Source organism: Bacillota bacterium (genome assembly GCA_013178305.1).
Classification (GTDB): domain Bacteria; phylum Bacillota; class Sulfobacillia; order JABLXB01; family JABLXB01; genus JABLXB01.
The window spans coordinates 769,623-795,085 of sequence record JABLXB010000001.1; the positions used below are offsets into that span (position 1 = coordinate 769,623).

At 62.3% G+C, this 25,463-nt stretch carries 27 protein-coding genes; all 27 read right to left on the reverse strand.

Annotation, left to right across the window (positions count from 1 at the left end; all coding sequences use genetic code 11):
- Positions 1-38: 38 nt before the first annotated feature.
- Positions 39-662: a V-type ATP synthase subunit D gene (locus HPY55_03615; GenBank protein ID NPV69722.1), complete on the reverse strand. Its 624-nt coding sequence runs from the start codon at positions 660-662 to the stop codon at positions 39-41.
- A gap of 33 nt (positions 663-695) precedes the next feature.
- Positions 696-2,093 carry a V-type ATP synthase subunit B gene (locus tag HPY55_03620; protein ID NPV69723.1) on the reverse strand — a complete coding sequence of 466 codons (1,398 nt, stop codon included), beginning with the start codon at positions 2,091-2,093 and terminating at the stop codon, positions 696-698.
- Positions 2,094-2,105: 12 nt separating this feature from the next.
- Positions 2,106-3,851 carry a V-type ATP synthase subunit A gene (locus tag HPY55_03625; protein ID NPV69724.1) on the reverse strand — a complete coding sequence of 582 codons (1,746 nt, stop codon included), beginning with the start codon at positions 3,849-3,851 and terminating at the stop codon, positions 2,106-2,108.
- Positions 3,848-4,180 carry a V-type ATP synthase subunit F gene (locus HPY55_03630; GenBank protein ID NPV69725.1) on the reverse strand — a complete coding sequence of 111 codons (333 nt, stop codon included), beginning with the start codon at positions 4,178-4,180 and terminating at the stop codon, positions 3,848-3,850. The genes HPY55_03625 and HPY55_03630 overlap by 4 nt, the downstream gene beginning before the upstream one ends.
- Positions 4,173-5,183 carry a V-type ATP synthase subunit C gene (locus tag HPY55_03635; GenBank protein ID NPV69726.1) on the reverse strand — a complete coding sequence of 337 codons (1,011 nt, stop codon included), beginning with the start codon at positions 5,181-5,183 and terminating at the stop codon, positions 4,173-4,175. The genes HPY55_03630 and HPY55_03635 overlap by 8 nt, the downstream gene beginning before the upstream one ends.
- Positions 5,184-5,188: 5 nt before the next feature.
- Positions 5,189-5,806: a V-type ATP synthase subunit E gene (locus HPY55_03640; protein NPV69727.1), complete on the reverse strand. Its 618-nt coding sequence runs from the start codon at positions 5,804-5,806 to the stop codon at positions 5,189-5,191.
- A 15-nt stretch (positions 5,807-5,821) separates the two neighbouring features.
- Positions 5,822-6,301 (reverse strand): V-type ATP synthase subunit K, encoded by a 480-nt coding sequence (locus tag HPY55_03645; GenBank protein ID NPV69728.1) that lies wholly within the window; start codon positions 6,299-6,301, stop codon positions 5,822-5,824.
- 123 nt (positions 6,302-6,424) lie between these two features.
- The gene (locus HPY55_03650) at positions 6,425-8,416 is read right to left on the reverse strand and encodes a V-type ATP synthase subunit I (GenBank protein ID NPV69729.1); all 1,992 of its coding nucleotides are present in this window, start codon (positions 8,414-8,416) and stop codon (positions 6,425-6,427) included.
- On the reverse strand, positions 8,403-8,729 hold the full coding sequence (locus tag HPY55_03655; GenBank protein ID NPV69730.1) for a V-type ATP synthase subunit H: 327 nt from the start codon (positions 8,727-8,729) through the stop codon (positions 8,403-8,405). Before HPY55_03655 ends, HPY55_03650 begins: the two co-directional genes overlap by 14 nt.
- Positions 8,730-8,734: 5 nt before the next feature.
- The gene (gene wecB, locus HPY55_03660) at positions 8,735-9,907 is read right to left on the reverse strand and encodes a UDP-N-acetylglucosamine 2-epimerase (non-hydrolyzing) (GenBank protein NPV69731.1); all 1,173 of its coding nucleotides are present in this window, start codon (positions 9,905-9,907) and stop codon (positions 8,735-8,737) included.
- A gap of 21 nt (positions 9,908-9,928) precedes the next feature.
- Positions 9,929-10,957, reverse strand: a complete 1,029-nt coding sequence (locus HPY55_03665) for an undecaprenyl/decaprenyl-phosphate alpha-N-acetylglucosaminyl 1-phosphate transferase (GenBank protein ID NPV69732.1) — start codon at positions 10,955-10,957, stop codon at positions 9,929-9,931.
- Positions 10,958-11,073: 116 nt separating this feature from the next.
- Positions 11,074-11,397 (reverse strand): nucleotide pyrophosphohydrolase, encoded by a 324-nt coding sequence (locus HPY55_03670; protein ID NPV69733.1) that lies wholly within the window; start codon positions 11,395-11,397, stop codon positions 11,074-11,076.
- Positions 11,397-11,861 carry a cytidine deaminase gene (locus HPY55_03675; protein NPV69734.1) on the reverse strand — a complete coding sequence of 155 codons (465 nt, stop codon included), beginning with the start codon at positions 11,859-11,861 and terminating at the stop codon, positions 11,397-11,399. The genes HPY55_03670 and HPY55_03675 overlap by 1 nt, the downstream gene beginning before the upstream one ends.
- 33 nt (positions 11,862-11,894) lie before the next feature.
- Positions 11,895-12,539 carry a uracil phosphoribosyltransferase gene (gene upp, locus HPY55_03680; GenBank protein NPV69735.1) on the reverse strand — a complete coding sequence of 215 codons (645 nt, stop codon included), beginning with the start codon at positions 12,537-12,539 and terminating at the stop codon, positions 11,895-11,897.
- Positions 12,540-13,124, reverse strand: coding sequence for a TIGR01440 family protein (locus HPY55_03685; GenBank protein NPV69736.1), 585 nt, complete (start codon positions 13,122-13,124; stop codon positions 12,540-12,542).
- A gap of 49 nt (positions 13,125-13,173) precedes the next feature.
- Positions 13,174-13,629 carry a ribose 5-phosphate isomerase B gene (gene rpiB / locus HPY55_03690; GenBank protein ID NPV69737.1) on the reverse strand — a complete coding sequence of 152 codons (456 nt, stop codon included), beginning with the start codon at positions 13,627-13,629 and terminating at the stop codon, positions 13,174-13,176.
- Positions 13,630-13,824: 195 nt separating this feature from the next.
- Positions 13,825-14,484, reverse strand: coding sequence for a low molecular weight protein arginine phosphatase (locus tag HPY55_03695; GenBank protein ID NPV69738.1), 660 nt, complete (start codon positions 14,482-14,484; stop codon positions 13,825-13,827).
- Complete coding sequence (locus HPY55_03700; protein NPV69739.1) at positions 14,474-15,565, reverse strand: threonylcarbamoyl-AMP synthase; 1,092 nt, start codon at positions 15,563-15,565, stop codon at positions 14,474-14,476. The genes HPY55_03695 and HPY55_03700 overlap by 11 nt, the downstream gene beginning before the upstream one ends.
- A gap of 52 nt (positions 15,566-15,617) precedes the next feature.
- Entirely contained in the window at positions 15,618-16,565 is a 948-nt protein-coding gene (prmC, locus tag HPY55_03705; protein ID NPV69740.1) for a peptide chain release factor N(5)-glutamine methyltransferase, read from the reverse strand.
- Between the two features lie 3 nt (positions 16,566-16,568).
- Positions 16,569-17,636 (reverse strand): peptide chain release factor 1, encoded by a 1,068-nt coding sequence (prfA, locus tag HPY55_03710; protein ID NPV69741.1) that lies wholly within the window; start codon positions 17,634-17,636, stop codon positions 16,569-16,571.
- An 89-nt stretch (positions 17,637-17,725) separates the two neighbouring features.
- A complete protein-coding gene (locus tag HPY55_03715) occupies positions 17,726-18,532 on the reverse strand; it encodes a DUF1385 domain-containing protein (GenBank protein NPV69742.1) in 807 nt (268 codons plus the stop codon).
- Between the two features lie 231 nt (positions 18,533-18,763).
- Complete coding sequence (rpmE, locus tag HPY55_03720) at positions 18,764-18,964, reverse strand: 50S ribosomal protein L31 (protein NPV69743.1); 201 nt, start codon at positions 18,962-18,964, stop codon at positions 18,764-18,766.
- A 113-nt stretch (positions 18,965-19,077) separates the two neighbouring features.
- Positions 19,078-20,328, reverse strand: coding sequence for a transcription termination factor Rho (rho, locus tag HPY55_03725; protein NPV69744.1), 1,251 nt, complete (start codon positions 20,326-20,328; stop codon positions 19,078-19,080).
- A gap of 463 nt (positions 20,329-20,791) precedes the next feature.
- Positions 20,792-21,445: a fructose-6-phosphate aldolase gene (gene fsa / locus HPY55_03730; protein ID NPV69745.1), complete on the reverse strand. Its 654-nt coding sequence runs from the start codon at positions 21,443-21,445 to the stop codon at positions 20,792-20,794.
- A gap of 49 nt (positions 21,446-21,494) precedes the next feature.
- Positions 21,495-22,196 (reverse strand): hypothetical protein, encoded by a 702-nt coding sequence (locus HPY55_03735; GenBank protein NPV69746.1) that lies wholly within the window; start codon positions 22,194-22,196, stop codon positions 21,495-21,497.
- Positions 22,197-22,346: 150 nt separating this feature from the next.
- The gene (locus tag HPY55_03740) at positions 22,347-22,742 is read right to left on the reverse strand and encodes a 3-aminobutyryl-CoA ammonia lyase (GenBank protein ID NPV69747.1); all 396 of its coding nucleotides are present in this window, start codon (positions 22,740-22,742) and stop codon (positions 22,347-22,349) included.
- A gap of 55 nt (positions 22,743-22,797) precedes the next feature.
- Complete coding sequence (locus HPY55_03745; protein NPV69748.1) at positions 22,798-25,419, reverse strand: hypothetical protein; 2,622 nt, start codon at positions 25,417-25,419, stop codon at positions 22,798-22,800.
- Between the last annotated feature and the right edge of the window lie 44 nt (positions 25,420-25,463).

Genomic DNA, 25,463 nt, shown 5'->3' on the forward strand with positions numbered 1-25,463 from the left:
GCCGGCAAACCAGTCCACAGCATTCATCAGCGCCGGTTTCAATGCGCCCTCACGATGTCCTTTATCTTCATCAATCTCGAGGCGTTGGAGCGCTCGATCTCGCTGAGCCTCATCGCGATGCCCTTGACTGCCTGCTCCAGCTCGGGGATGAGCACGTACTCGAGCGCGTTCACACGCCGCCTCGTTTTCTCAATCTCGTCAGAGAGGAGTTCCACCGCCCTCTCCACCCCGGCGAGCTCCACCATGACGGGGACCATCTCGGAGTACGACCCGACGGCGTCGTCCAGGTCCTGGGAGGTGTTCGCAAGCCCGTAGCTCAGGAGCTCACCCTCGCTGGACACGTCGAACTCCGGGACGGGCACGCTCATGATCGAGCGCGAGCCGGTCTCCACACTTACCTTTCTCGTGGGAGCCATGAACGACTCCTCGAGGACCGCCTCCGACAGCATTGCCCTCGCCACGAGGAAAGACCTGTACGCCGCATGCAGACCGTTCTCGACCCTTTCCCTGAGCTCCTTGTCGCGCTTGATCAGGATCATGAACTCCTTCATCAGCGAGTCTCGCTTGTCCTTGAGGAGTTTGTGACCCCTCTTCGCCATTTTCAAGCGGCCCTTGAGCTTCAGGAGCTCCTGCCTCGTCGCGTTAGCGGCAACTGTGATCATCCGGCATCACTCCACGCATTACTGGCCCGCGCGTTACTCGGCCGCCTGGCCGTCGCCCTTCGCCGTCGGCAAGTACCTGGCGACGTGCTCGTCGCTGACCCTCTTGAGCTCGGTGCGCGGTACGATGGTCATGAGCTCCCAGCCGATGTCGAGTGTCTTCTCGATCGGCCTGTCCTCGTCCTCACCCTGCTTGACGAACCTCGCCTCGAACTCGTCCGCGAACTTCAGGAACTTTTTGTCGACGGGCGTCAGCGCAGCCTCACCAAGCACGACCGCGAGCTCACGTGCTTCCTTGCCGCGGTCGTACGCGCCCGACAGCTCGTTCAGCACGCCCGAGTGATCCTCGCGGGTCTTGCCCGGGCCGATACCCTTGTCCTTCAGGCGGGACAGCGAGAGCGAGATGTTGATGGGCGGGTAGATGCCCTTCTTGTGGAGCTCGCGGCTCAACACGACCTGCCCCTCCGTGATGTACCCGGTCAGGTCGGGGATCGGGTGAGTCTTGTCGTCCTCGGGCATGGTGAGGATGGGCATCTGCGTGATCGAGCCCTTCTTGTCCTTGATCCTGCCCGCGCGCTCGTAAATCGTGGCGAGGTCGGTGTACATGTACCCGGGGTACCCGCGGCGGCCCGGGACCTCCTTGCGCGCGGCCGAGACCTCGCGCAACGCCTCGCAGTAGTTGGTTATGTCGGTCATGATGACCAGGACGTGCATGTCCTTCTCGAACGCCAGGAACTCCGCGCAGGTCAAGGCCATACGCGGCGTGGCTATCCTTTCGATGACGGGGTCGTTCGCCAGGTTGATGAACATGACCGACCTGTCGATGGCCCCCGTCTTGCGGAAGTCGGAGATGAAGAAGTCGGCTTCCTCGAAGGTGATACCCATGGCGGCGAACACGACGGCGAACTTCTCGCCGGACCCGCGCACCTTCGCCTGCCTCGCGACCTGCGCCGCGATCCTCGGGTGCGGCAGGCCGGCCCCTGAGAATATTGGGAGCTTCTGGCCGCGCACGATCGGGTTCATGCAGTCGATCGCGGAGATGCCCGTCTGGATGAACTCGGACGGATACGCGCGGGCATACGGGTTGATCGGGTTACCGTTGATGTCCAGCCGCTTCTCGGGTATTATCTTTGGGCCGTTGTCCCTCGGCCTGCCGAATCCGTCGAACACCCTGCCCAACATGTCGATCGACACGGGCAGCTCGATGACGCGGCCGAGGAACCTGACCTTCGCATTCGTGACGTCGAGACCCGATGTGCCCTCGAACAGCTGGACGAGCGCGCGGCCGGCGTGCGCTTCGAGCACCTTACCACGCCGTACGCTGCCGTCGGCGAGCTCCACCTCGACGAGCTCATCGTAACGCACGGCGTCGACGTCCTCGACGAACATCAGGGGGCCCGAGATGTTCGATATCGTCCTGTATTCCTTCAGCATGCAATCAGCCTCCTACTTTGGCATCTCGGCCTTGATGGCCGCCTCGACGCCGCCGAAGTCATCCAGTTTGTCCTCGGGTATGAACCTCGCTCTCGCGATCTGTTGCCTGACGGGCAGGTTCAGAATCGTGTTGAGCGGGGCGCCTCCCTCGAGCGCCTTGAGCGCCAGACCGTGGAACATGAGGATGACTTTGAGGAGCCGGTACTGTTTCTTCATCGAGCAATACGTGTCTATCTCGTGAAACGCGCTCTGGTACAGGAAGTCCTCGCGGACTGACTTCGCGGTCTCCAGGACCATCCTCTGCCTCGGGGACAGCGCGTCGATACCGACCAGCCTCACGATCTCCTGGAGCTCGGCCTCCTGCTGGAGGATTGCCATGGCGGCCTCCCTGAGTTCGGGGAAGTCGCGGCCGATGTTCTCCTTCAGGTAGTCGCCCAGCTTTTCGTAATACAGCGAGTAGCTGTTCAGCCAGTTGATCGCGGGGAAGTGCTTCCTCGCGGCCAGGCGATCGTCGAGTCCCCAGAACACCTTCACGATGCGCAGCGTGGCCTGCGTGACCGGCTCCGAGAGGTCGCCGCCGGGCGGTGACACGGCGCCGACCGCGGACAGCGAGCCTTCCCTGCCGTCGCTGCCGAGGCAGACCACTCGTCCCGCCCTCTCGTAGAACTCCGCCGCGCGCGAACCGAGATATGCCGGGTATCCTTCCTCGCCAGGCATTTCCTCGAGTCGACCCGAGATCTCGCGCAACGCCTCAGCCCACCTGGACGTGGAGTCGGCCATGAGGGCCACGGTGTATCCCATGTCCCTGTAAAACTCGGCGATGGTCATGCCGGTGTAGATCGACGCCTCACGGGCAGCCACGGGCATGTTCGACGTGTTCGCGACCAGGACCGTGCGCTCCATGAGCGGCTTCCCCGTGGCGGGGTCGGTGAGTTCGGGGAACTCGAGCAGAACGTCCGTCATCTCGTTCCCGCGCTCGCCGCAACCGATGAACACGATTATCTCCACGTCTGACCATTTCGAGAGCTGGTGCTGAACCACTGTCTTGCCGCTCCCGAACGGTCCTGGAATGCAGGCAGTGCCGCCCTTGGCTATCGGGAAGAAGGTGTCGATAACCCTCTGGCCCGTGACCATGGGGGAGACCGGGGCGAGCTTCTCCCTGAACGGACGCCCGCGCCGGACCGGCCAGCGCTGGAGCATCGTCACATCCTTGACGACCCCATCCCCTGCGTCGATCCGCGCGACCACGTCGTCAATCGTCGCGGGACCGGAGCTAATTTCTTTGACGACGCCCTCGATCCCCGGCGGTACCATCACCCTGTGTTCGACGATGTCGCTTTCCCTGACGGTCCCGAGTATATCACCGGCGACGACCCGGTCGCCGGACTTGACGCGGGCCACGAAATCCCACTTCTTGTCGTGGTTGAGGCCGGGCACGTCGATACCCCTGGCGACGAAGTCGCCGCTCATATCCCTGATGACGTTCAAGGGGCGCTGAATCCCGTCGTATATGGACGTAACCAGGCCCGGTCCGAGCTCCACGCTCAGAGGCCGGCCCGTGCCAACGACGGGTTCGCCCGGTCCGAGGCCGGAGGTTTCCTCATAAACCTGGATGGAAGCCCTGTCGCCACGGAGCTCGATGATCTCGCCGATGAGTTTCTTCTCGCCGACCCTCACCACTTCATACATCTGCGCGCCGGCCATGCCTTCCGCGACAACCAGGGGACCGGATATCTTTACGATCCTTCCTTGAGTCATCGACCGCTTCCCTCTTCCTTGAATAGAATGTCCACGCCGATGGCCTTCTCGACCCGGGACTTGATGCGTTTCATCCCCAGGCCGACGTTCCCCCTGTTGTCGGGGATCACCGTTATGACCGGCGACGGCCTAGCCTTCAGCTCCGTGAGCAATGCATCCAGTTTCGCCGCGTAGGGCTCGGTCACGAAGACGACCGAGAAATCCTCCTCCGACGCCTGCTTGAGTGCCTCCGCAGCCTGTTCGGCAGACGCCACCGGAAACACGCTCACGCCGAGAGCCTTGAAGCCGAGCACGGCGTCGTTGTTCCCAATCACCGCCACCTTAGACATAGGTCTCACGCAGCCTTTCCCGGATTGCTCCGGCAGGCAGGCCGTTAACCTTGCCCGTGAATATGACTCTCAGGTTCCTTATCTCGGTCTCCTTGGCCAGGACATACGCTATGATGGGTTCGGGCCCGAACGCTTTGTGTCTCGCGCCTTTCAGGAACGACATCATGAAATCGTCCGCCAGCAGTTCGAACCGTGAGCCCTCCCACAATCCTTCCTCAGCGAGTCTCGAATAGCGCGTATAGCGGAGCGCTTCCACAACCGCGCCTGGCGGCTGACCGTGGAGCCCGAGAAGGACGTTCACGCCGACGGACCCGCCCTCGATCAGGCACCTCGAAAGAAACTCCCTGCTGCCGTCAAGCCGGTTGACTCTGGCGACGGCCTTGATGTTTGTCATGTCGATGAGCGTCGTCCAGATTTCCTTCAGGAGCTCGAAACGACTGGCTATAGCGATCCTGAGCCCCAGGCGGAACATCTCACCGTCGATTACCAGGTCGATCACCTGGGGGTCCCCTGTCTCCTCGAGTGACCGCGCCGCCCGTTCCACGACCGTCGCGTAGTCCTCGGGCAACTTACTATACGTCCCTGAAAACACCGCTTCGCGCGCCGCGTCGACGTCGAGGCTCCCACCGCCCATCATGGCCGCCGGAAACCTCGCTCCTCCGAGGTACTTCTCCTTCAGGAGGACCTTGAGGTTGTGAAGGTCGAACCTCAGGGCAAGCACGTCGAGCAACGCAGGATCGGGCGAGAACCGGCGAACGTACTCGTAGACCCTCTTCAGTTCGAGGGCAAGCACGCTCTCGAAATCCGTAGAGTTGCCGGCCGCTGAGAGAACTTCCGAGTACTCGGTCTCTGCAAGGATCCTGAAGGCTTCCTCAACGGAGTCGGCCTCGACGAGGCGCTCCGTAGTTGACCTGCTCAGTAGCTTCGTCTCCAGGACCCGGACCCGCGCCACCGAGTACGCGTATTCAGCTTCGTCCCGTACGCTGAGAGCGATTGCCGGCAACGCCATCACCCCCGTGGCCCGGCGGATTCCCCAAACAGGATGGCGGCAACCTCCGGCTCAAGGTCATCCCGCTTGAGCCTCAAGGCCACGTCGAACGAGCTGTTCGTTTCGATGTTGCCGTCCACCAGAATGAAGCCCCCGAGCATTTCTCTAGTTACGGGCGAAATCCGCAAATTGCCTTCCCTGCCAGAGGACGCCAGATCCCTGTTCACCTCGGATATCAACGAGGGCGTAATCCTGGACCTGTCCTTTTCAGAGATGATTACCTCCTCATCCCCGGTCTTCACGGCCTCCAGCAGCATTTTCTTTATCATTGGGCGGTACTCCTCGTCGGGAATCCCCGCCAACAAGGCTTCGGCCTGTTCAAACGCCTTCCGGATGAATCCCTGTTTTACATCCAGGTCGTGCCTGCGAGCGTCCAGGCCCGCAAGCGTAAGCAATCGTTTCCTTTGCTCTTCGGCAGCGGTTCTGGCGACGTTCAGAATCCCGGCGGCAAGCGCCTTGCCACGCGCTTCGGCCGCCTCGAGGATCTCACGCGCCTGTTTTGCCGCCTCGGATTCGATCCGGCCTGCCTCCGCCCTTGCGTCAGACTCGATCTTGCTAAGGATGTTATCAAGTCCCATTAAGGACACTCCCAGTTAGATCTTAATGCCGAACATGATGAGCAGGATGCTGGCCAGAAGGCCGAGAACCGCGTAGGTCTCCACCATCGCCGGGATGATAAGGGCTTTGCCGGACTGCTCCGGCCTCTTGGCAACTATGCCGATAGCAGCGACAGCCGCACGCCCCTGATACAGTCCCGATACCATGCACGCCAGGGCTACCGGAAGGCACGCGAAGAAGAACTGCCAGCCTTGCTCCACGGACAGCTGCGGGACAGACCCGCCGAAGAGCCCAAGCTTGAACATTACCATGAACCCTGCGAGAAACCCGTAGATGCCCTGCGTACCGGGGAGCGCCTGGAGCAGCAACAGGCGTCCAAATTTCTCGGGATCCTCGGTTACGACTCCCGCCGAGGCTTCGCCGGCAATACCGACACCGATGCTCGATCCGATGCCGCCCAGCAGGACTGCCGTTGCCGCCCCAAGGATGGCCAGCGCCAGTCCTCCCGTGATCATCTTGAGAAGGATGCTCAATGTCACGCCTGCCAGACCCAGAGCCACAGCAACAAGACCAACAACCATACTGCTGATGTTCATCGTCCTTGAAACCTCCCCCAGCTTATCTATCTGGTTTATCATTTACTCTATCATCACGTACTTCGTGTCCTTCCTGAACGGAGCGAACGCCCTCCCTCCCCCTTCAAAGAACTTGGTGAAGAACTCGACAAACTGAAGGCGCCCCGAATGAATGAAAGCGCCCAGAACGTTGATTAAGAGGTTGAAAGCATGTCCACCCGCCAGCACCAATGGGACCAGCACCCAGCTCGCAAATGGGATCATCTTCACGAGCTGCGCGATCTGGTTGACCACGTTTCCGATGACACCAGTCGCAAGTCCCAGGGCCAGCAGTCTCGTGTATGATAGCACATCGCTGAAGTACCCCACAGTCCCATACAGAGCGTACAGTCCCGAAAACGGCTTGAGCAGGATGTTCTTCGTGTGCCTGCCCTGGGTTATCACGATTGCCAGCGCAGTGAGCAGGGCCAGGCGCGATGCGGCACCCGAGAGTCCAGCTGCAATACCCGCGCCGGTGACAGCCATCATGACAAGCGACGGGAGGAATACCAGCCATGTAAGCTGGTCGTATATGGCGTCGAGCCACGCCCCCGACTTAATGGTCGCTACCATCTTGACGAGGATCCCGAACCACACCTGGATCACGCCGAGCGCAAGCGCCAGGATCATGAACTTGAGCGGCTCGGTCATGGGATCGAACACGAAGAAGGCGTCTCTGAATCTCCGCAAGAACGCCATGCTTTGTGGCGCGAAGTCAACGAGGTTACCGAACCAGCCTCCTGCCATCGCGCCGAAGATGGTCGTCGAGATTCCACCGTAAATCATCAGGTGGAAGAACCGCCGCCCATCCCTCGGTATACGGTATTTCTTCATCAGGTACCATGAGCCGAAAGCCAGCAGTATCCCGTAGGCCGCGTCCGTGAGCGCCAGCCCGAAGAACACGAAGAAGAACGGCGCCAGCAGGGGTGTTGGATCCTGTTCCCCGTACTTGGGCGAGCCGTATATGTTCGTGATGATCTCGAACGGCTGAATCCACGGGTGGTTCTCCAGGCTGACAGGGACGTCGTCGCCGGGGCCGGGATCCTCCACCAGCATTTCGACGGCATCGGAAATGCCGCGAAGCCGTTCCCGAATGGCCGGGACGCTGTGCTCCTTTGTCCAACCTTCCAGCGCAAAGGCCGCGCCTGTCTCGGCGAACCCCCGTTTAACCTGTTCCTTGGCCCTGAGTCCGCTGAGATGGTCGGAGAGGATCCACAGGTCGACCCTGTTCGCGAGCAGCCTCATCGCGCGCTCCACGATTTGCTGCTCTTGTTCGGCTATCTCGGCCAGCCTTGATACAATACCCTCAGCGATCGCCTTCGGAGTCCCCTTGACATCCCCGAACGATACCCGGGACACCCCCCTGGCGGCGAATTCGGCAGACACCGATTCATCTCCGGGCAAGTAAAAGGCGATGAACCTGATGGAATTCCCTGATTCGCCCACCTTCTGCAGGTGGACCGGCCTGTCGCGCATCGCTTCAGTCAAGCCCGCGAAGTCCGGCGCGGAACACGAGGCTGCGACGGCGCACACATCCCGCCCTTCCCCGAGCTGTTCCACGGGTATGTCCAGCCCCAGCCATCCCGACAGCATCGTCCTCAGGTTCTCGAGCCTCGCCCTTTCAGTCCTTGCCTCTGTGGCAGCCTGTTCGTCCTCAACACACACCCCGTAAAGTGTTGTGTCATCGAATTCCCTGATTACGCGCGCAAACCTGGATGCAGGAATGGATTCCTTCTGTTCCATGAAACTGTCAATCAGGCCCTTCTGATTCGTCTCAAAGCGGCTCAGGTAATTAAGGCAATAGGTAACCCGGGAAAGCCTCGACTCCACGTCCCCACGGCCCTCCCGCGCCTGATCCAGGGAACCAGCCGCAAACGCCCCCACATCGTCAGAGGAGACCTGGTCGCGCAAGTCAACGATCTGGACACAGCCCATGTCCTGCAACCCGGACACAACCTGGTCCATGACCGAGCGATGGCCGACAATAGTGACTTTCTTCATCCTAGCTACGGCCATTACCCTTCACTACCCTTTCCACGATCAGGTCCGCAGCACGGTGAAGCCTTTCCTGCGCCATGGCCTCATAGCGCTGCGCGCCGGCGACCGCCCGCTTTCTGATCTCCTCCGCCTCGTGCCTGGCGCTGCCGAGCACCGCCTCGGAAATCTGCCTGGCCTCGGCCTCCGCTGACACCCTCGCCTGCTCGACGATGCGCTCGGCTTCCTCCTCCGCGCGCTTGATCGTTTCGGCGGCTTTGACTTTCGCCTGCGCGACGAGCTCACCCGCGGAGTTCTCGGCCTCCCTGATCCTGTTCAGAATCTCGACGCCCAACTGCATCACCACCCGCGAGTACTTGTTCCAAATTCCAACGGCCGGTCCTGCCTGAGTCCGAAGAACTGAAGCAGGCTGCCGGCTATCCGTTCACTCGCTTTACCGTCGCCGTATGGATTCGACGCCCGCGACATCGCCTCGTACTTCCGCGGGTCGTCAAGCAGCTCGCCCACAGCGCGTTCTATCAGGCCCTGGTCGCTTCCAACGAGTCTGACGGTCCCGGCCTGGATCGCCTCCGGCCGCTCGGTTTTTTCCCTGGCCAGGAGCACCGGCTTTCCGAGAGACGGCGCTTCCTCCTGGAGCCCGCCGGAGTCCGTGATTATCATGTAGCACCGCTTCATCAGGTGGGCCCAATCGCGGTACTCGAACGGCGGGAGGAGCCTTACCCTGTCGAGCCCGCCGAGTATCCGCCGGATCACCGTCTTCACATGCGGATTGGGGTGAACCGAAACGAGGAGGTCAACGTCGTCCCTGGATTCGGATACCCTGCGGAGCGCCGTGCAGATCCGCGCCAACGGCTCACCGAAATTCTCCCTCCGGTGCACTTCGACAAGTATAACTCTCCTCGAGGTGTTCCGGGGGCCCCCCGTCTCGAGCGCATCTGGAATCTCGTACTCATCGCTGACCGTCATCAGGAGCGCGTCGATCGCCGTGTTACCCGTCACAACCATGCGCTCGGCGGGAAGGCCCTCGCGGACCAGGTTTCCCTTCGCCCAGGTCGTCGGCGGGAAGTAAAGGTCGCTCAACCGGTCGGTCAGCGCGCGCATCATTTCCTCGGGGAACGGCGCCTTCTTGTCGCCCGTCCGCAGCCCGGCCTCAACGTGGCCGACCGCGGCGCCCCCGAAATACGCGGACAGGGCCCCCGCCAGGGTGGTCAGCGTGTCCCCATGGACGAGAACCATATCCGGCCTTTCCAATGAAATAACCCGCCCGAGGCCTTTCAGGGCTCGACTCATAGTACCCGAGAGGTCCTGGCCAGGTCTCATGATCCTCAGATCGTAGGTGGGCTCGATCCCGAAATGCTGCAAGACCGGTTCGAGTATCTCGCGGTGCTGGCCGGTCACTGCGACAACGGTATCGATTGCCCCCTGGTGGATGTCCAGCTGTCTGATTACGGGCGCCATCTTGATGGCTTCAGGCCTGGTCCCGAACACCACCATGACCTTGGGTTTCGCCATTAGCGCACCTGCCTGGCGGGCCTACTTCACGCGCCGCTGTTCCCTAAGGTCCAGGATACCGAAGGCCTTCAGGCCTGCGAACATCCCCAGGAGCACAAGGGCCGTTATCGGCATGGAGGTCCGGAGGTCGAGCTCCGACGACAGTATGGCGGTCAGTCCCAGCAGCCCGCTAGCCATGTAAAGGAGGACTACCGCCTGCTTCTGGCTCAACCCCATCTCAAGTAGCCTGTGGTGGATGTGGCTCCTATCCGCCGAGGCTACAGACCTTCCGTTACATACCCTGCGTACTATCGCAAAAGCGGTATCGAATATGGGGAGTCCGAGGGCGATGACAGGCACCAGCGCGATCGCCGTAGCGCTCTTCAGAGCGCCCTCGGCGGAAACCGAGGCGAGCGCGCATCCCAGGAACATGGCCCCCGCATCACCCATGAATATCTTCGCAGGATTGAAGTTGTAAGGTAGAAACCCGAGCGCCGAGCCGGCTATAGCGGCCGACAGGATTGCAGTGACGGCCTGGAACCGCTGTGCGGCGACGAACATCAACGTCAGAGAGGCAATGGCTACTGTCCCGCCCGCGAGCCCGTCCAGGCCGTCGATGAGGTTCACGACGTTCATCAAGGCCACGACCCAGAACACCGTGAGCGGCACCGCGAGTTTACCCAGGAGGATCATTCCACCGTAGGGGTTGGTCAGGAAATCGATTCTCACCCCGAAAAACGTGAGGACGAGGGCGACGCCGATCTGGCCCACCAGCTTCAGTTTCGGGGAAAGCGCGCGGAAGTCGTCTATGATACCGAGAATGAGCGCGAACCCGCCCGCCACGAGAACGCCCATCATCTCGGGGCTCGGGCGGCGGAGCACCGTCAGGACGGCGACCGCGAAGCCAACGTAGATCGACACCCCGCCCATGTGGGGGACGGGGGTGGTGTGGACGCTACGGGCGCAGGGCTGCGAGTACGCCTTGAAGCGCAGCGCCAGCCCCCTGACCGCAGGAGTCATCGCCAGGGAAACCAACCCGGATATGAGAAGGGATGCGACATAGCCGGCCAAAAGGGGATCTCCTCCAGTCAACCTCATCTATTATAGGCTTGACCGAAGACCAGCGTCAACCGCTCAATCGGGCTATGTTTACGCCTTACAGCGCGCACTATAAAAGGAAACGGGCGTTAGATCACAAGGTAGCCTTTTCTGATGAGTTTGTCAACGTGCTCCCTGACGGCTTCTTCGACGTTGACGTCGTAGTGCTCCTCCAACACGAACATCATCGTTACCGCGGTCTGGGCCACATCGAGAAGCTCCCTGCATATCGCGTGCGCGGACTGCCTGTCCAGGTCGCGTTTGGGCTGGTCGAGCCCGCTGAACCTGATGATGGCGTGGGCGAGTTCCCCCGCCTCCTCCATGAGCTTCAGCGCTGTTGACTCCAGCGTGGGCCGCAGGTTGTTCGGACGGGGGAGGGATATAGTTTTCGTCTTCACCGGGAACTCGGCCATCAATTGCCACCTTCGCCTTTTTGGGGATTAAACTTCTCGACCTCGATCCCGGCCTGCCCGAGCATCTCCCTGGACAGGTCGTCGGGGTAGGTCTCGCTGTAGACTATCTTCGTTATGCCCGCGTTGATGAGCATCTTTGCGCACATCACGCACGGTTCCGCGGTCGTATATATCGTGGCGTCTTTCACACTTATGCCGTGCCGCGCCGCCTGCACGATAGCGTTCTGCTCAGCGTGCAGCGCGCGGCATATCTCGTGGCGCTCGCCGGAAGGGACACCGAGCTCCTCCCGCAGGCAACCGTAGTCCTCACAGTGCGGGAGGCCGCTTGGCGCGCCGTTGTAGCCCGTGGCGAGTATCCTCTTATCCTTGACGATGATCGCGCCTATCTGGCGCCTGCGGCAGGTGGAGCGCTTTGCCACAACCTGCGCGACCTCCATAAAGTATTCGTCCCACGAAGGCCTCATCCGGTTCACCTGCTTCGACGAGTATCGCTGTCGTCAGTTGGTCCCGAACATCCTGTCTCCGGCGTCGCCGAGACCGGGGAGTATGTAGCCGCGCTCGTTGAGCCGCTCGTCCACCGCGGCGACGTAAATCTCAGCGCCGGGGTGCCTTTCGTATACCTTCGCTATCCCCTCGGGGGCGGCGATGAGGCACATGGTCTTGATACTGCAGGCGCCTTTCGCCTTGAGAAGGTCCAGCGCCAGCGCGATAGATCCGCCGGTGGCCAGCATCGGGTCCACCAGGATGACGTCGCGTTCCGGGAGGTCATCCGGCAGATTGCAGTAGTACTGGATGGGCCTGAGGGTGTCGTGATCCCTGAACATGCCGATGTGGCCGACCTTTGCCGACGGAACCAGTCTCCTGATGCCCGGGATCATGCCGAGCCCCGCGCGGAGGATGGCCACCACGGCAATCTTCTTGCCGGCGATGACCCTGCAACTGGCGGGGGCCAGCGGCGTCATGACCTGGATCTCCTGTGTGGGGAGGTCGCGGGTAGCCTCGTAGGCCATCAGAATTGAAATCTCCTCGACGGCCTCGCTGAACTCCTTGACCCCCGTGTCGCGGCTTCGAATGAGTGCCAGCTTGTGCTGGATGAGCGGGTGATCGAGGACGTGAACCCCAGTAATCTCCGCGCCCCGCATCTACCGGTCCACTCCCTTCCCGAATTCGGAGTCGATCAGGTCCTTCCTGTAGCAGGCCCTCTCACCGCCTATAAGCTTCGGCCGGGTGCGCGCCATCACGACGTGCGCCTCCCCGATCCTCTTGACCGGTAGCCTTACCGGAACAGCGACCGGTCTGAGATGCATACCTATGAGCGTATTGCCTATGTCGATCCCCGCGTGAGCCCTGATGGACTCCACCACCACGGGGTTCTCGAATACCTGCATCGCGGTGCCGGCGAATGCCCCGCCCGCTTTCGGGACGGGCAAGACGGTGACCGGCTCGAGGCCGTACTTCTCCGCGCACGCCTCTTCGACGACCAGCGCCCTGTTGAGGTGTTCGCAAGACTGCACCGCCAGGTATAACCCCCGCGGCCTCGTGATCGCCAGCAACGCATCGAGTATGGCGGCGGCCACTTCGGGGCTCCCCGCGGATCCGATCCGCTTCCCCAGCACCTCGCTTGTACTGCAGCCCACGACGAGGATCTGGCCGGGCTTGAGCCTGGCCACCTCGAGCAGGCCTTCCGTTACTTCTCTCACCTGCGACCTTATTTTATCGAGTTCCAACCCGTCAGTCCCCAATCGAAGTCCCCTCCGGTAGCGGCCAGGCGCGGCGTCAAATGCGCGCGCGGCATTCCCTCTCCAGCGCGGCTATCTTTTCAACCCTTCTCGCGTGCCTGCCGCCCTCGAACTCGGTCCTTAGCCAGGCTTCGACGATCTCTTTCGCGCGTTCCGCTGTAACGAACCTGGCCCCGAGAGTCAGGACATTGGCGTCGTTGTGCAGGCGGGTCAGCCGCGCGACCTCCGGGTCCCAACAGACGGCCGCCCTTACCCCGGGCACCTTGTTGGCCACCATGCACATGCCGATGCCGGTGCCGCACACGAGAACGCCCCTGTTGAATTCGCCCCCGGCGACGCGTATCGCGACTTCCTTCCCGGTGTCCGGGTAGTCCACGGGGTCCTCGGAGACGGCCCCGAAGTCCTCTACTTCGTGGCCGAGGCTGCGGATGAACGGCTTCAAGGACTCCTTCAGGTTGAACCCCGCGTGATCGCTCGCGATAGCGATCCTCATTCGCCGCACCCCCATACCCAACACATCACACCGGCCCATAACTGGGGGCCTTCCCTCGCCTTAAGGGAGGCCCCTGCACCTGCATACATTTCCATTATAAGCCCGTCCGCAAGCTGTGTAAACCGAACCGCGCCCGTTGCCGGGGTGCGCCACCGGCCGTCACGGACCGCCACCCTGTCCGGCGCGCCCCGAGGCCTATGCGTCGCGCCGGGCGCCAGGCATACCGCCCGCAGCCTCTCGTGCCATCCTCTCATACGCGGACGCCAGCGCCTTCTCGATCTCCTCCGCCACGCGCCGATACGTATCGACAGGTCTCCCGTATGGGTCCTCGACCTCCAACGGGGCCGCGGGACGGGGTGTTCCTACACGGGACCCGGCGGCGTCGCCGGGAGCGCCCTCCTGGCCGGCCGCCGAGCCACCGGCGGCGCCGGCCGGCGGGGCAGCGCTGTTGCCCGGAGAGACGGCGTACTCCCCGAGTGTGAACGTCTTGGCGTCAGCCCTGCGGAACGTCCTGGTCACGTACATCTTGTGACTCGCGGTCATGGTGAGTATGAGGTCCGCCCAGTCCACCAGGTCCTGCGTAAGCCGGCGCGACCTGTGTCCGCGCAGGTCGATGCCGAGTTCGCGCATCACGGCTATCGCATTGTCGCTGGCGGGCCCGCCGTCGTGCGCTCCGGTGCCCGCCGACTTGACTTCGATGTCGATCGCCGCCCCCGTGGCGTCCCCAGCCGCCCTGACGGCGCCGCCGGCACCCTCGCCCGCAGCGCGTGATTCCACCAGGCGTCTCATGAGCGCCTCAGCCATACTGCTCCTGCAGGTATTGCCGGTACACACGAAGAGCACCCTAATCGCCATCGCTGATTACCCTCCCGCCGGAGGCTCTCAGGAGCCTGTTCATGATGGCCAAACCCATACCGGTTTCGGGGAAGGCCTGGGCAAGTATTACGTCCACACCGAGGTCGTCGAACCTGCGCAGGTTGTCGAACAGGTGCGCGGCAATCGCCGGCAGATCGGACTCGCTACCCGCATCCAGCCAGATAACGCGGTCACCGGAGGGCTCATCGTCACCGGCGCTGCCCGCCGCAGATTGAAGCGTCTCGGCGCTGGCAAGGATCCCGACTCTGGAACCGTCCCGCGCGAACTGCGCGGCCCGCTCTGACAGCCGCATGCCGGCGGTCACGGCGTCCCCCTGTGGTCCGGAGTACACAACGTATACGCGAGCCCTTGGAGCGTAGTGACGGTATTTCATCCCGGGGGATCTCGGGCGCCCGTCGACGGCGCCGCCGCGATCCACCACGACGGCGCCGAGCACGTCCTCGATTTCTTCTTTCGTGACGCCGCCCGGCCTCAGTATTATGGGCGGGGTCACCGTTACGTCGAGTACGGTCGACTCGACCCCCACCCCGCACGGGCCGCCGTCGACGACCGCTTCGATACGCCCGCCGAGGTCCTGCATCACGTGAGCGGCCGTCGTGGGGCTCGGCCTTCCCGAAGCGTTCGCACTGGGGGCCGCCACGGGCACGCCCGCGAGCCCGATCAAGCGCAGTGCGACCCTGTGGGCGGGCATGCGAATCCCGACGGTGTCGAGCCCCGGGCTTACCCTTCCGGCAACTACGGTTGATTTGCGCACGACCAGCGTGAGCGGCCCGGGCCAGAACCGGTCCATCAGCGACTCCGCTATGGGCGATATCTCACGCGCCAGCCGCGGCACGGCGTCGCGCGTGCTGACGTGCACGATTAGCGGGTTATCCTGCGGTCTACCCTTGGCCTCGAATATCCTGGCCACCGCCCTGTCGCTGGTGGCGTCGGCGCCGAGCCCATACACGGTCTCCGTTGGAAACGCGACGAGGCCGCCCTCCGCCAGGATGGCGGCCGCCCTGGCCAGCACCCGTTCGTCGGGCGACTCCGGATCGACCTTGAAGAGTGCAGTATTCATGGTGCATCTCCCGCCTGCGCATCGGCGCACCGGCATGCCGGGTCGCCGTGGTTCAACTGGTCCTGTGGCAGTAGACGACTCGCTCGATCCCGGCAAGGTCGCGGGCAATGCGCGTCGCGCCGTACAGTCCGGTCCCCGCAAACGCAACCGCCACGTCGCCGGCCTGTCCCGCGCCGACCTCGACGGCCAGCATCCCGCCATCCCGCAACAGCTGCGCCGCCTGGATCGCGATCCTACGGTACAGCGCCACGGGGTCGCCGCACCTGAGCGCCACCGCTGGCTCGAACAGCCTGACTTCCGGCTGAAGCGAGTCGAAATCCGCCGGCTCGATGTATGGAGGATTTGATGCCACGCAATCCAACACCTTCGACACGCCCATCCGAGCGACCGGTTCCAGAAGGTTCCCCTCGAGAAAGGTTATCAGTCCATCCACGCCGTGCTTCCCGGCATTCTCGCGCGCGACCTCCAGAGCGCCGGCGCTCACGTCGGTGGCGTATCCTTCAACGCGGGCCCACTCAGATGCGTATTTCGCAACGCTGACGGCGATCCCCCCGCTACCTGTCCCCACGTCGGCGAACCTGAAGACTCTTGGAACATCGGGGTCTCCAGAGTCCTCACCCGAGCCATTCGCGTCGCCCGCACGCGCGGCTCCGGCCGTCCCTCCGCGCCTCGAGAAATCCAGCACGGTCTCGACCAGTATCTCAGTCTCGGGCCTGGGAATGAGTACCCGCCGGTCCACGCGAAACTCCAGCGACATGAACTCCTGGACGCCGGTTATGTACTGCAGCGGCTCGCGCGCGCGCCTGCGGTCGAGCGCTGCGTTGAACCGCCGGACGACCTCCTCGCCCGGGTCGGCCGCGAGCGTGTAAAGCCGCGCGGTGTCCACGCCCAGGCAGTATGAAAGCAGTATGGCCGCCTCGCGGGCGGCCTCATCCCGATCCCTTATACCTGCCTGGAGCAGCGCAGCCGCCCCCAGGCCAATCGCTTCCCCGACGTTCACAGGCTACTCGGCGGCGGCGAGTTGTCTCGCCTGCTCGTCCGACGCCAGCGCCTCGATAACCTCGTCGATGTCCCCGTCAAGGATCGAGTCCAGCCTATACAGCGTCAGGCCGATCCTGTGATCGGTCATCCTCGACTGCGGGAAGTTGTACGTCCTGATCCTTTCGCTCCTGTCGCCGGTGCCCACCTGCGACCTCCGGGTCTGGGCGAGTTCCTCCTGTTGCGCCTGCTTGGCGATGTCGAGCAGCCTCGCACGCAGAACCCTCAACGCCCGCTCCCTGTTCTTGTGCTGGGATTTCTCGTCCTGACAGCTCACGACCAGCCCCGTCGGGATGTGGGTTACGCGCACTGCGGAATAGGTGGTATTGACGCTCTGCCCGCCGGGGCCGCTCGAACAGAACGTGTCGATCCGCAGGTCGTTCGGGTCGATGTGCACGTCGACCTCCTCGGCCTCCGGCAGCACGGCGACGGTCGCCGTCGAGGTGTGGATCCGGCCGCCCGATTCCGTGACGGGAATTCTCTGCACGCGATGCACGCCGCTCTCGTACTTGAGCCGGCTGTACGCGCCCTCTCCCTCGACAGCGAATATCACTTCCTTGAACCCGCCCAGGTCGGTCGGGCTCGTGCTCACGAGTTCCGTGCGCCAGCCCTGCCGTTCCGCGTATCGACCGTACATCCTGTACAGGTCCCCTGCGAAAAGGGCCGCCTCCTCGCCCCCCGTGCCCGCGCGGATCTCCACGATGACGTCCTTTTCGTCATTGGGGTCCTTCGGCAGCATCAGGACGCGGAGCTCCTGCGCGAGGCTGTCGCGGCGCGCCTCCAGTTCCGCCATCTCTGACTCGACCATCTGCCTGAATTCGGGGTCCCCGTCATCCGCAAGAAGGCTCCTCGCGTCCTCCAGGCCCTTGAGCGTCGCCTTGTACTCGCGGAACTTCTCGACCAGCGGCCTCAGGCGCTTGTGCTCCTTCGCCACCTTCTGGAACTCCTGCGGGACGGAGAACACCCTGGGGTCCTCCATCGCCGCCGAGAGCCTGGTATAGGTTTGTTCGATATTCTCGAGTTTCTCTAACATGGCTTACCTCTCAGTCCGGCGGATACACGGCGGATACACGGTGGCTGCCTGGCGATCACCCGGCGAATACCGGCGGCTGTCTCTTGCGGCTACCTCGCGGCTTCGAACGCCTTCAGGGCCACCTCTATCATCGAATCATCCGGTTGCCGCGTTGTGAACCGCTGCAGGCTCATCCCGGGCCACGCCAGCGCCCTCGCCAGAGGGGATGACAGCCTGGATGTCGCCCTCATCACCTCATAGGATATCCCCGCCACCACGGGCAGGAGCAATAGCCTTAACACGATTCGCCGAATCACGCCCGGCCAGCCGAAGAACGAAAACAGCACCACGCTGGTCATGGCGACGATCAGCAGGAAGCTCGTCCCGCACCTCGGGTGGATGGGGCCCATCTTCCGCGCCGACTCGACCGTCAGTTCGAGCCCCCTGTCGTACGCGTTTATCACCTGGTGCTCGGCCCCGTGGTAAGCGAGGACGCGCTGGATGTCCTTGAACCTGCTGATGCTCCACAGGTAGCCGAGCAGTATCACCAGCCGCAGCACTCCCTCGACCAGGTTGAGCAGGAATCCGCTCAGGCCGAGCCTGGACCTCAGGAACGAAACGAGGAGCGTCGGCGCCACGATGAACAGCCCCACTGCAAACGCGACCGAGAATGCTACCGTAGCAGCCATCTCGCCCTTCCCAATCTGCTCGTCCTCGCCCAGTCCGACATTCGCGGAGAAGACGAGCGCGCTGACACCCACCGTAAGCGATTCTACCAGCGAGGCCACGCCCCTGAACACCGGCAGGGCGAGCACGCGATACCTCCTCGACAACGGGACGCGGTTTTCGGAGGTGACGAGTATCGTGCCGTCAGGCTTACGTACGGCGATGCCGACCTTCTCCGGGCCGCGCATCATAACGCCCTCAATCACGGCCTGCCCGCCGTACAGCCTGCCGCGGCCACCGCCCGCCGGCGCGCCGTTGCGCTGTGCTATTTCGCCCTCATTCCGGAATGCAGTCACCAGTCAGCCCCCGTCCGGTGAGTTGTCACATAGCCCACCAGCTTATTCATCCCGCTATTCATCCGGGCGCTATTCACCCGTCAAATGAAAAACAGAGCCCTCTCGAGCCCTGTTCCACGTCGCCCGCTATTCCAGACCGTACTTCCTCTTGAACCTCTCGACGCGCCCGCCTGTGTCGATGATCTTCTGGACGCCCGTGAAGAACGGGTGGCACTTCGAGCATATCTCGACCTTGATGTTCTTCTTCGTCGAGCCTACCTCGTATACCGCCCCACAGGCGCAGGTGACCCTGGTTTTCTCGTACTTCGGATGGATTTTGTCTTTCACTATGAATCACCTCTAGCAGAGCCTTGGCCAATCGTGCGATAACATTGTGATTATAGCACAGGCCCTCCGAGGGTTCAATCGCGTGATGCGGCCGCGCCCCGTCAGCGAGTTTCTTACCGAAGCTCCTTCGTCAGCGAGCCCAGGAAGTCCTTATTCGAGCGGGTTTTGCCGAGCTTGTCGATGAGCATCTCGAGCACCGTGGACGGCTCGCGGTCGTTGGTTACCTTGCGGAGCATCCACATGATCTCCAGTTCGTCCGGCCTGAACAGGAGCTCTTCCTTGCGAGTGCCGGACCTCTTGATATCGATCGCGGGGAATATGCGGCGCTCGGCGAGCTTCCTGTCCAGGTGGAGTTCCATGTTGCCCGTGCCCTTGAACTCCTCGTAAATAACGTCATCCATCCGGCTGCCGGTGTCGATGAGCGCGGTGGCCAGAACCGTGAGGCTGCCACCTTCCTCGATGTTTCGCGCCGCGCCGAAGAACCGCTTGGGCTTGTGGAACGCCGTGGGGTCCATGCCGCCGCTGAGCGTGCGCCCCGACGGCGGGAGCACGAGGTTGTACGCCCTGGCGAGCCTCGTTATGCTATCGAGGAGTATCACGACGTCCTTCTTGTGCTCTACCAGCCTCTTCGCGCGCTCGAGCACCATTTCCGAGACCCTCACGTGGTTCTCGGGGATCTCGTCGAACGTCGAGCTGATGACCTCCCCGCGCACCGACCGTTCCATGTCGGTGACTTCCTCCGGCCGCTCATCCACGAGCAGCACCATCAGGTAGACCTCGGGAAAATTCGTAGTGATGGCGTTTGCGATCTTCTTGAGGAGGACCGTCTTGCCGGCCTTGGGGGGCGACACGATCAGGCCTCGCTGCCCGGCGCCTATTGGCGCTATGAGGTCTACGAGGCGTGTGGCTGTCTCGTCCCTCGCGGTCTCGAGCACCAGGCGGCGATTCGGGAACGTGGGGGTGAGGCCGTCAAAGTAGGGCCTCTCTCTGGCGATGTCGGGGTTGACCCCGTTCACTGCCTCGACGCGCAGGAGGCCGTAATACCTCTCGCTGTCCTTCGGGGGTCTGACCTGGCCTGAGATGAGGTCCCCTGTCCTGAGGTCGAACCGGCGTATCTGGGACGGCGATACGTAGATGTCCTCGCGGCTGGGTAGGTAGAAGTTCGGGCGAAGGAACCCGAAGCCGTCGGGCATGATCTCGAGTATGCCCTCCGCGAATATCAGCCCACCCTGTTCTGTCCTTGTCTTCAGGATTTCCAGTATCAGTTCTTTCTTTCTGAGGGCGGAGTAGCCGGTGATGTTCAGGTCCCTGGCGACCTTCTGCAGTTCAACCAGGGTTTTGGCTTCGAGCTCGCCGATGCTCAAACACAGTCACCTCGTTAGGATTGGTTTCCAATTGATGGGGGCGTTATACAGAGGCAATTCCGTACGGACACCCGGCAGATGCGTGACAACCCCTGACAAACGTACGCATGTCAGGCGTATTCCCGCGCATTTATCGGGCATACCGCGGCGAATTGCGGGCGAACGGGCGTATTTCGACAGGCTGATATCCTCCACCGGGACCTGGTGCGAAACTTGTCCCCTCCTACGGGGTTACAGAACAGGGGCTTTCCCGCTTCGAAAAAACTGGGCCTCCGCTCTTGGTAACCGAAGGCCCCCCTAGCAAAAACCGAGGAGGATGAAATTATGTAGGCCACTACCCAAATATTAGTCTACCATCCTGTTTTTTCACAGTCAAGGTAGTAACCCACGATTTTCCCTCGATTTTTGTGAACGACGGGGTCTCGTGGAGTCGCAGCCTTCCCGGGGCCGGCCGTCCGGGCCCCTACTTTCCCCCGGTAACCTTCGCCCAGTCGTCAAGGAACCTCTTGATGCCCTGATCGGTCAGCGGATGCTTCATCATCTGTTGCAACACGGCGAACGGTATCGTGGCCACATCGGCGCCCGCCAGCGCCGCCTGCGTGACGTGTGCGGGATGCCTCATACTCGCCGCGATCACCTGCGTCTTTATCCCGTAGTTGCGGAATACCGTGACGAGATCGCTCACGACCTGCATCCCGTCCATGTTTATGTCATCGATCCTGCCAACGAACGGGCTCACGTAGGTCGCGCCCGCCACGGCCGCCAGTAGTCCCTGGTTCGCCGAGAATATCAGGGTCACGTTGGTCTTTATTCCCTCCGCCGTAAGCCGGTATACGGCCTTCAGCCCTTCCGCGGTCATGGGGATCTTGACTACCACGTTGGGAGCAACGGCGGCCAGTTCCCGGCCTTCCCTTACCATACCGTCGGCGTCCAGGCTCAGGACCTCCGCACTCAGGGGGCCCTTCACGATCTCGGCTATCTTCTTTACGACCTGCTTCATGTCGGCCGTTTTCTCCTTGGCTACGAGCGAGGGGTTGGTCGTGACCCCCGCCAGGACACCCCAGGAGGCGGCCTCACGGATCTCCTCAATGTTGGCAGTGTCGATGAATATCTTCACGCTGATCACTCCGATTCTATCGGGGGTACGCCCGGCAGTGCGTTCCTGGCTATTCAGGCTCGCCCGAATCCCTTCCACCTTCCCCCACACGGCGGCCAATCCTGGCCGGCTTGGCCCCGACTCCGCCAGCCGCCGGCGATGCGAGCTCCACGGACACGACTCCTTCATCGTAGAGTATTTCCGGCGCCGGTTGTGCGTACGCCCGTTCGCCAACCTCCGGATCGCCCACGGGTGCGAACAGGCTCGTGCCGCACTTAGCGCACCATAGCTCCACGCCCCTGGGATACGCTTCGATCTCAAGCGAGGTATCGCAGCGCGAGCACCTGAGCTTTCCCTTGTCGTCCAGGGCAGCCAGCTTCGTGAGGATGCCCAGGCCCGCATCGGGGTCGTCGAAAAGGGCGGCTACTTTGCTTAGCCCCTCCTCGCGGATATCCGCAACCTTGAGGAGCCCCCACATCGGCCCTATGTAGCCGATCTCGGCGCTCGTGTCCGGGCAGAGGATGGACTTGATGTCTCTCGACCAGAACGCCTTGTCTCCGAACTTGAAGAGGTGGACGCCGTCACAAAGAAAGCAGGAAAGCTGGAGCCACACGTCCGTGCCTTTCCTGCTCGCCGTCAGGATGTGTTGTCCACAGGAGCACTGGAACTCGCGCCTGCTGGACTTGAGCGAGAACAGCGACACCGGGAAGATGTTCGTGTTTCCACAGGCCGAGCACCGCAAGGCGATCCCTGTCTGCCTGCGAGTTAGCATCGGGCGCCCCCTTTCCGCGCATACCTTCGCTGGAGAGGGGGAAATTCCTTTCGCCTGTCGATGGGTTGAGGGGCCGCGGCGCGGGGCCACATTGCTGGTCGTCTCGACGAAGCCACAACAGAGCCCACGGCGCCGCTGCCGAGGCCCCGTCTAACCCTCGTGCTTGAACCTCTGCAGTTGCTTTGGGACAACGCATGTACCGGTCGCCCTACCCACCAGCACGGGTTCTTTGAGGACCTCCGCTGCCGACGGATTGTTCGGGTCGTGGAGGGACGAGATCACCTTCCACGCCTCGAACTCCATCTTGCGGGAGGTGTTTCCGGCCTTCGTAATCCGGCCTTTTATCTCGAGATAGTCGCCCGCGTAGATGGGCGCCTTGAATTCAACCATGTCGTACGCCGCGAACAGCCCCTCGTCGCCGTCGTAGCGGATGAGTATCTCCGTCGCGACGTCGCCGAAGAGCTCCATCATCCTGGCGCCGGCGACCAGGCCGCCGCCGTAATGTGCGTCGTGTTCACCGATCCTGACGCGAAGCATGGCTTCCATCGCTTTGTACCTCCGTCGTAGAACACTGGGCTTATCGAAGCTATGAGCCGGGCTCTTACGGGGTTTTCGGCTCCAATTTGTAGTCCAGACCGAGCCTGATGGCTATCTCCTTCGTCCGCGGACCCTCGTTCGCGAGTTCGGGACTGGTTTTCAGGGCTTCCTTGAGCTTCTGGCCGGCCGTGCTGTGATCCCCGGTAGCAGCTATCATCATAGCCTCCCAGAATACCGCCTTGGCCTTCACCACCGGGTCGGCATCGGCCAGCGCAGGTTTAAGTTCATCATACATGGCCTCGCGCTGTCCAAGGAAGAACTTCGCTTGTGCACGGTATACCCCCATCATCGGGGTGGCCTTCAGCTGCGCTTCGGGCAGTACGAACCTCCTGTATCGCTCAGGTATACTGGCGTTGGTTTTCTCCAGCGCTACAAGCACGTCGAGTCCCATGGTGAGCGCCTTCCTGGCCTCGTCCGGCTTGCCGCTCAGCGCCAGGCGCTTTCCGCTCTCCACGTATAACCCCGTCAGCACCTCGTAGCCAAGGGACAGGAATCTGTTGTTGGATATCGCTATCTTGGCGTGTTCAAGCGCCGCGTCGGGCTGGCCAGAATTGAAGAGGATTGCCGAGTAGTGAAGCCTCATAGCCGCATCGTAGGGGCTAAGGCTGACCGCCGCGGCTAAGGAGTCAAGGGCCTTCTTAGCCAGGTCCCTGTCGCGCTTGGCGTTGGCCAGGGTCTCATACCACTGCCCGAGATCGGCTCTAGTTGACGCACTCAATGGGTCAAACGTCGCGGCTCTTTGAAGCAGGGAAATGGCTTCATCCGGTTTGCGCTGGGCCCATGCGTTTATCGCCCTGGTACTATACAGCCCACCAAGGGACAGGCTCGCGGTCAAGAGGATGGCCAGGGCGAACGACCCGAGGGCCACACGGTGACCCAGCCTTCCTGTCAGAGCAGCATCAAGGCGCGATACCAGGCGCGCGCCACGGGTCCCCGCATGGTGCGTACGCGGACGGCCGTCCTCAGCGAGCGATGACAGCGGCGTGGCAATCTGTGAACCGCGATATACAACTCCGGCCATCGCCCACAGGAACACGGCGACAGCAGGGAGGCTCAGACTGAAATCCAGGGCACCGTGCAGACCCAGCCCGGCGGCCGCGACTCCCGCTCCACAAACGGTGGTCCGGAGGCCGGCGCTTTGGCTGGTGTTCCGCATGGTTGTCCACACTGCCCTCAGCAGACAAAGCCAGAAGGCCATGAACAGGAAGAATCCGATGAGTCCCGTGTCAACGAGAACCTGGGCGAAGTGGTTGTGTACGAGCTTAGTATAATACGGATAAGCCTTGTATTTGTGATAGACCAGCGCCCAGCCTCCACCACCCGTCCCCGTTATCGGGTGGCGGAGCACGATGCGAGCGGCGTCCAGGGGCCATATTATCCGTTCCTGCAGGCTCTGATCGGACAGGGCAAAAGACTGGAGGCGCGCCAGCGGCCCTGCAGTCTGAGTCTTCCCCAGCAACAGCGCACCAGCCGCCAACGCCAGGATCAGTCCAACCGCAATAATAACAGTAACGAGGACACGGGAGCCCGCGTTGTGTTTCAACGACCGGTTGAGAGGGCACGAAGCCAGTCTTCCGCCAACAGCTGCCGACAGGAGGCAACACAGGATTGCGATAACGACCAGCGCACATGCCCCCGCAGCCGAATAGCCCAATACACACGTCCACGCTCTGGCAGCATTGAGCGGTTCCAGGTGGGAGCTGAAGCGCGTAGCTGCGACAGTCCCTGCGACCACGCTAACGACAACATACAGCAACGCGTGCGCCTTATGAGTCCAGGGCACTCCCACGATGAAGAGGGCCGCGACTACAGGAAAGACGAGCCATGCCGCCCGGGACTGGGTCAGTACAAATCCAGCGAAGGCGAAGGGTCCCGCCGAACCCCAAATGATTGGCTCGACGAAGTATAGTCCACTTACGCCGGTTCCACTCGCAGTCACACCGGCCGTAAGGGAGGCTATTCGCCGACTTTGCAGGCCAACCGTCGCCTTGAGCCAGGCGGTGGCAACAGCAAAGAACGAGGCTATGAGGGCCGACGCAGCGGTGTTAGCATACTGTAGTGTCGAAAAAAGACGGCCGCCTTCCCAGGCGGAGGGGTAGACGAACACCTTCGTCGCCGTTGTCATTCCCACGACGGTGATCATTACGCCAGAGACGCCCACAACCTTGATGATCAGATCCAGGTCTTGTTCCCGAGTGGCAGATTCAGCGACCAACCACATTACCGCCACGAGCATTCCGGCCGTGAGCGCCTCGCCCAGGGCGCTTCGAATCGATGCTGCACCGGGTATCGCGATTACGTATGCAGCTGCCACGCCAATAGCGGAAAGCCCCAGCCCCCCGCGGGGAAGCACCGCTCTGGCGCCACCCGCCCTGTAGCGCGTTGCCACAAGCCACACAATCCCCAGCGCGAATGTGACTATCTCCGCGACGAACCTCTGCTTCTCGAAATAGAGCCCCTGGAAGTAGGGTGCGGCAAAGACGAACACACACAGGGCGTACAACGTGAGGCGAGACAGGGGATCCCTGCTGGCAGGCTCAAGGGATGCCACTGCGACTTCGCGGGTCGCGCTAACGGTTGTGAGTGCCGAACCGGCGGCTTGACTGGTACGCTTCCGCTTCGACAAGCCTCCACCTCTTCTGCCGATCGAGGCCGGTTCGGGCGCTTTTC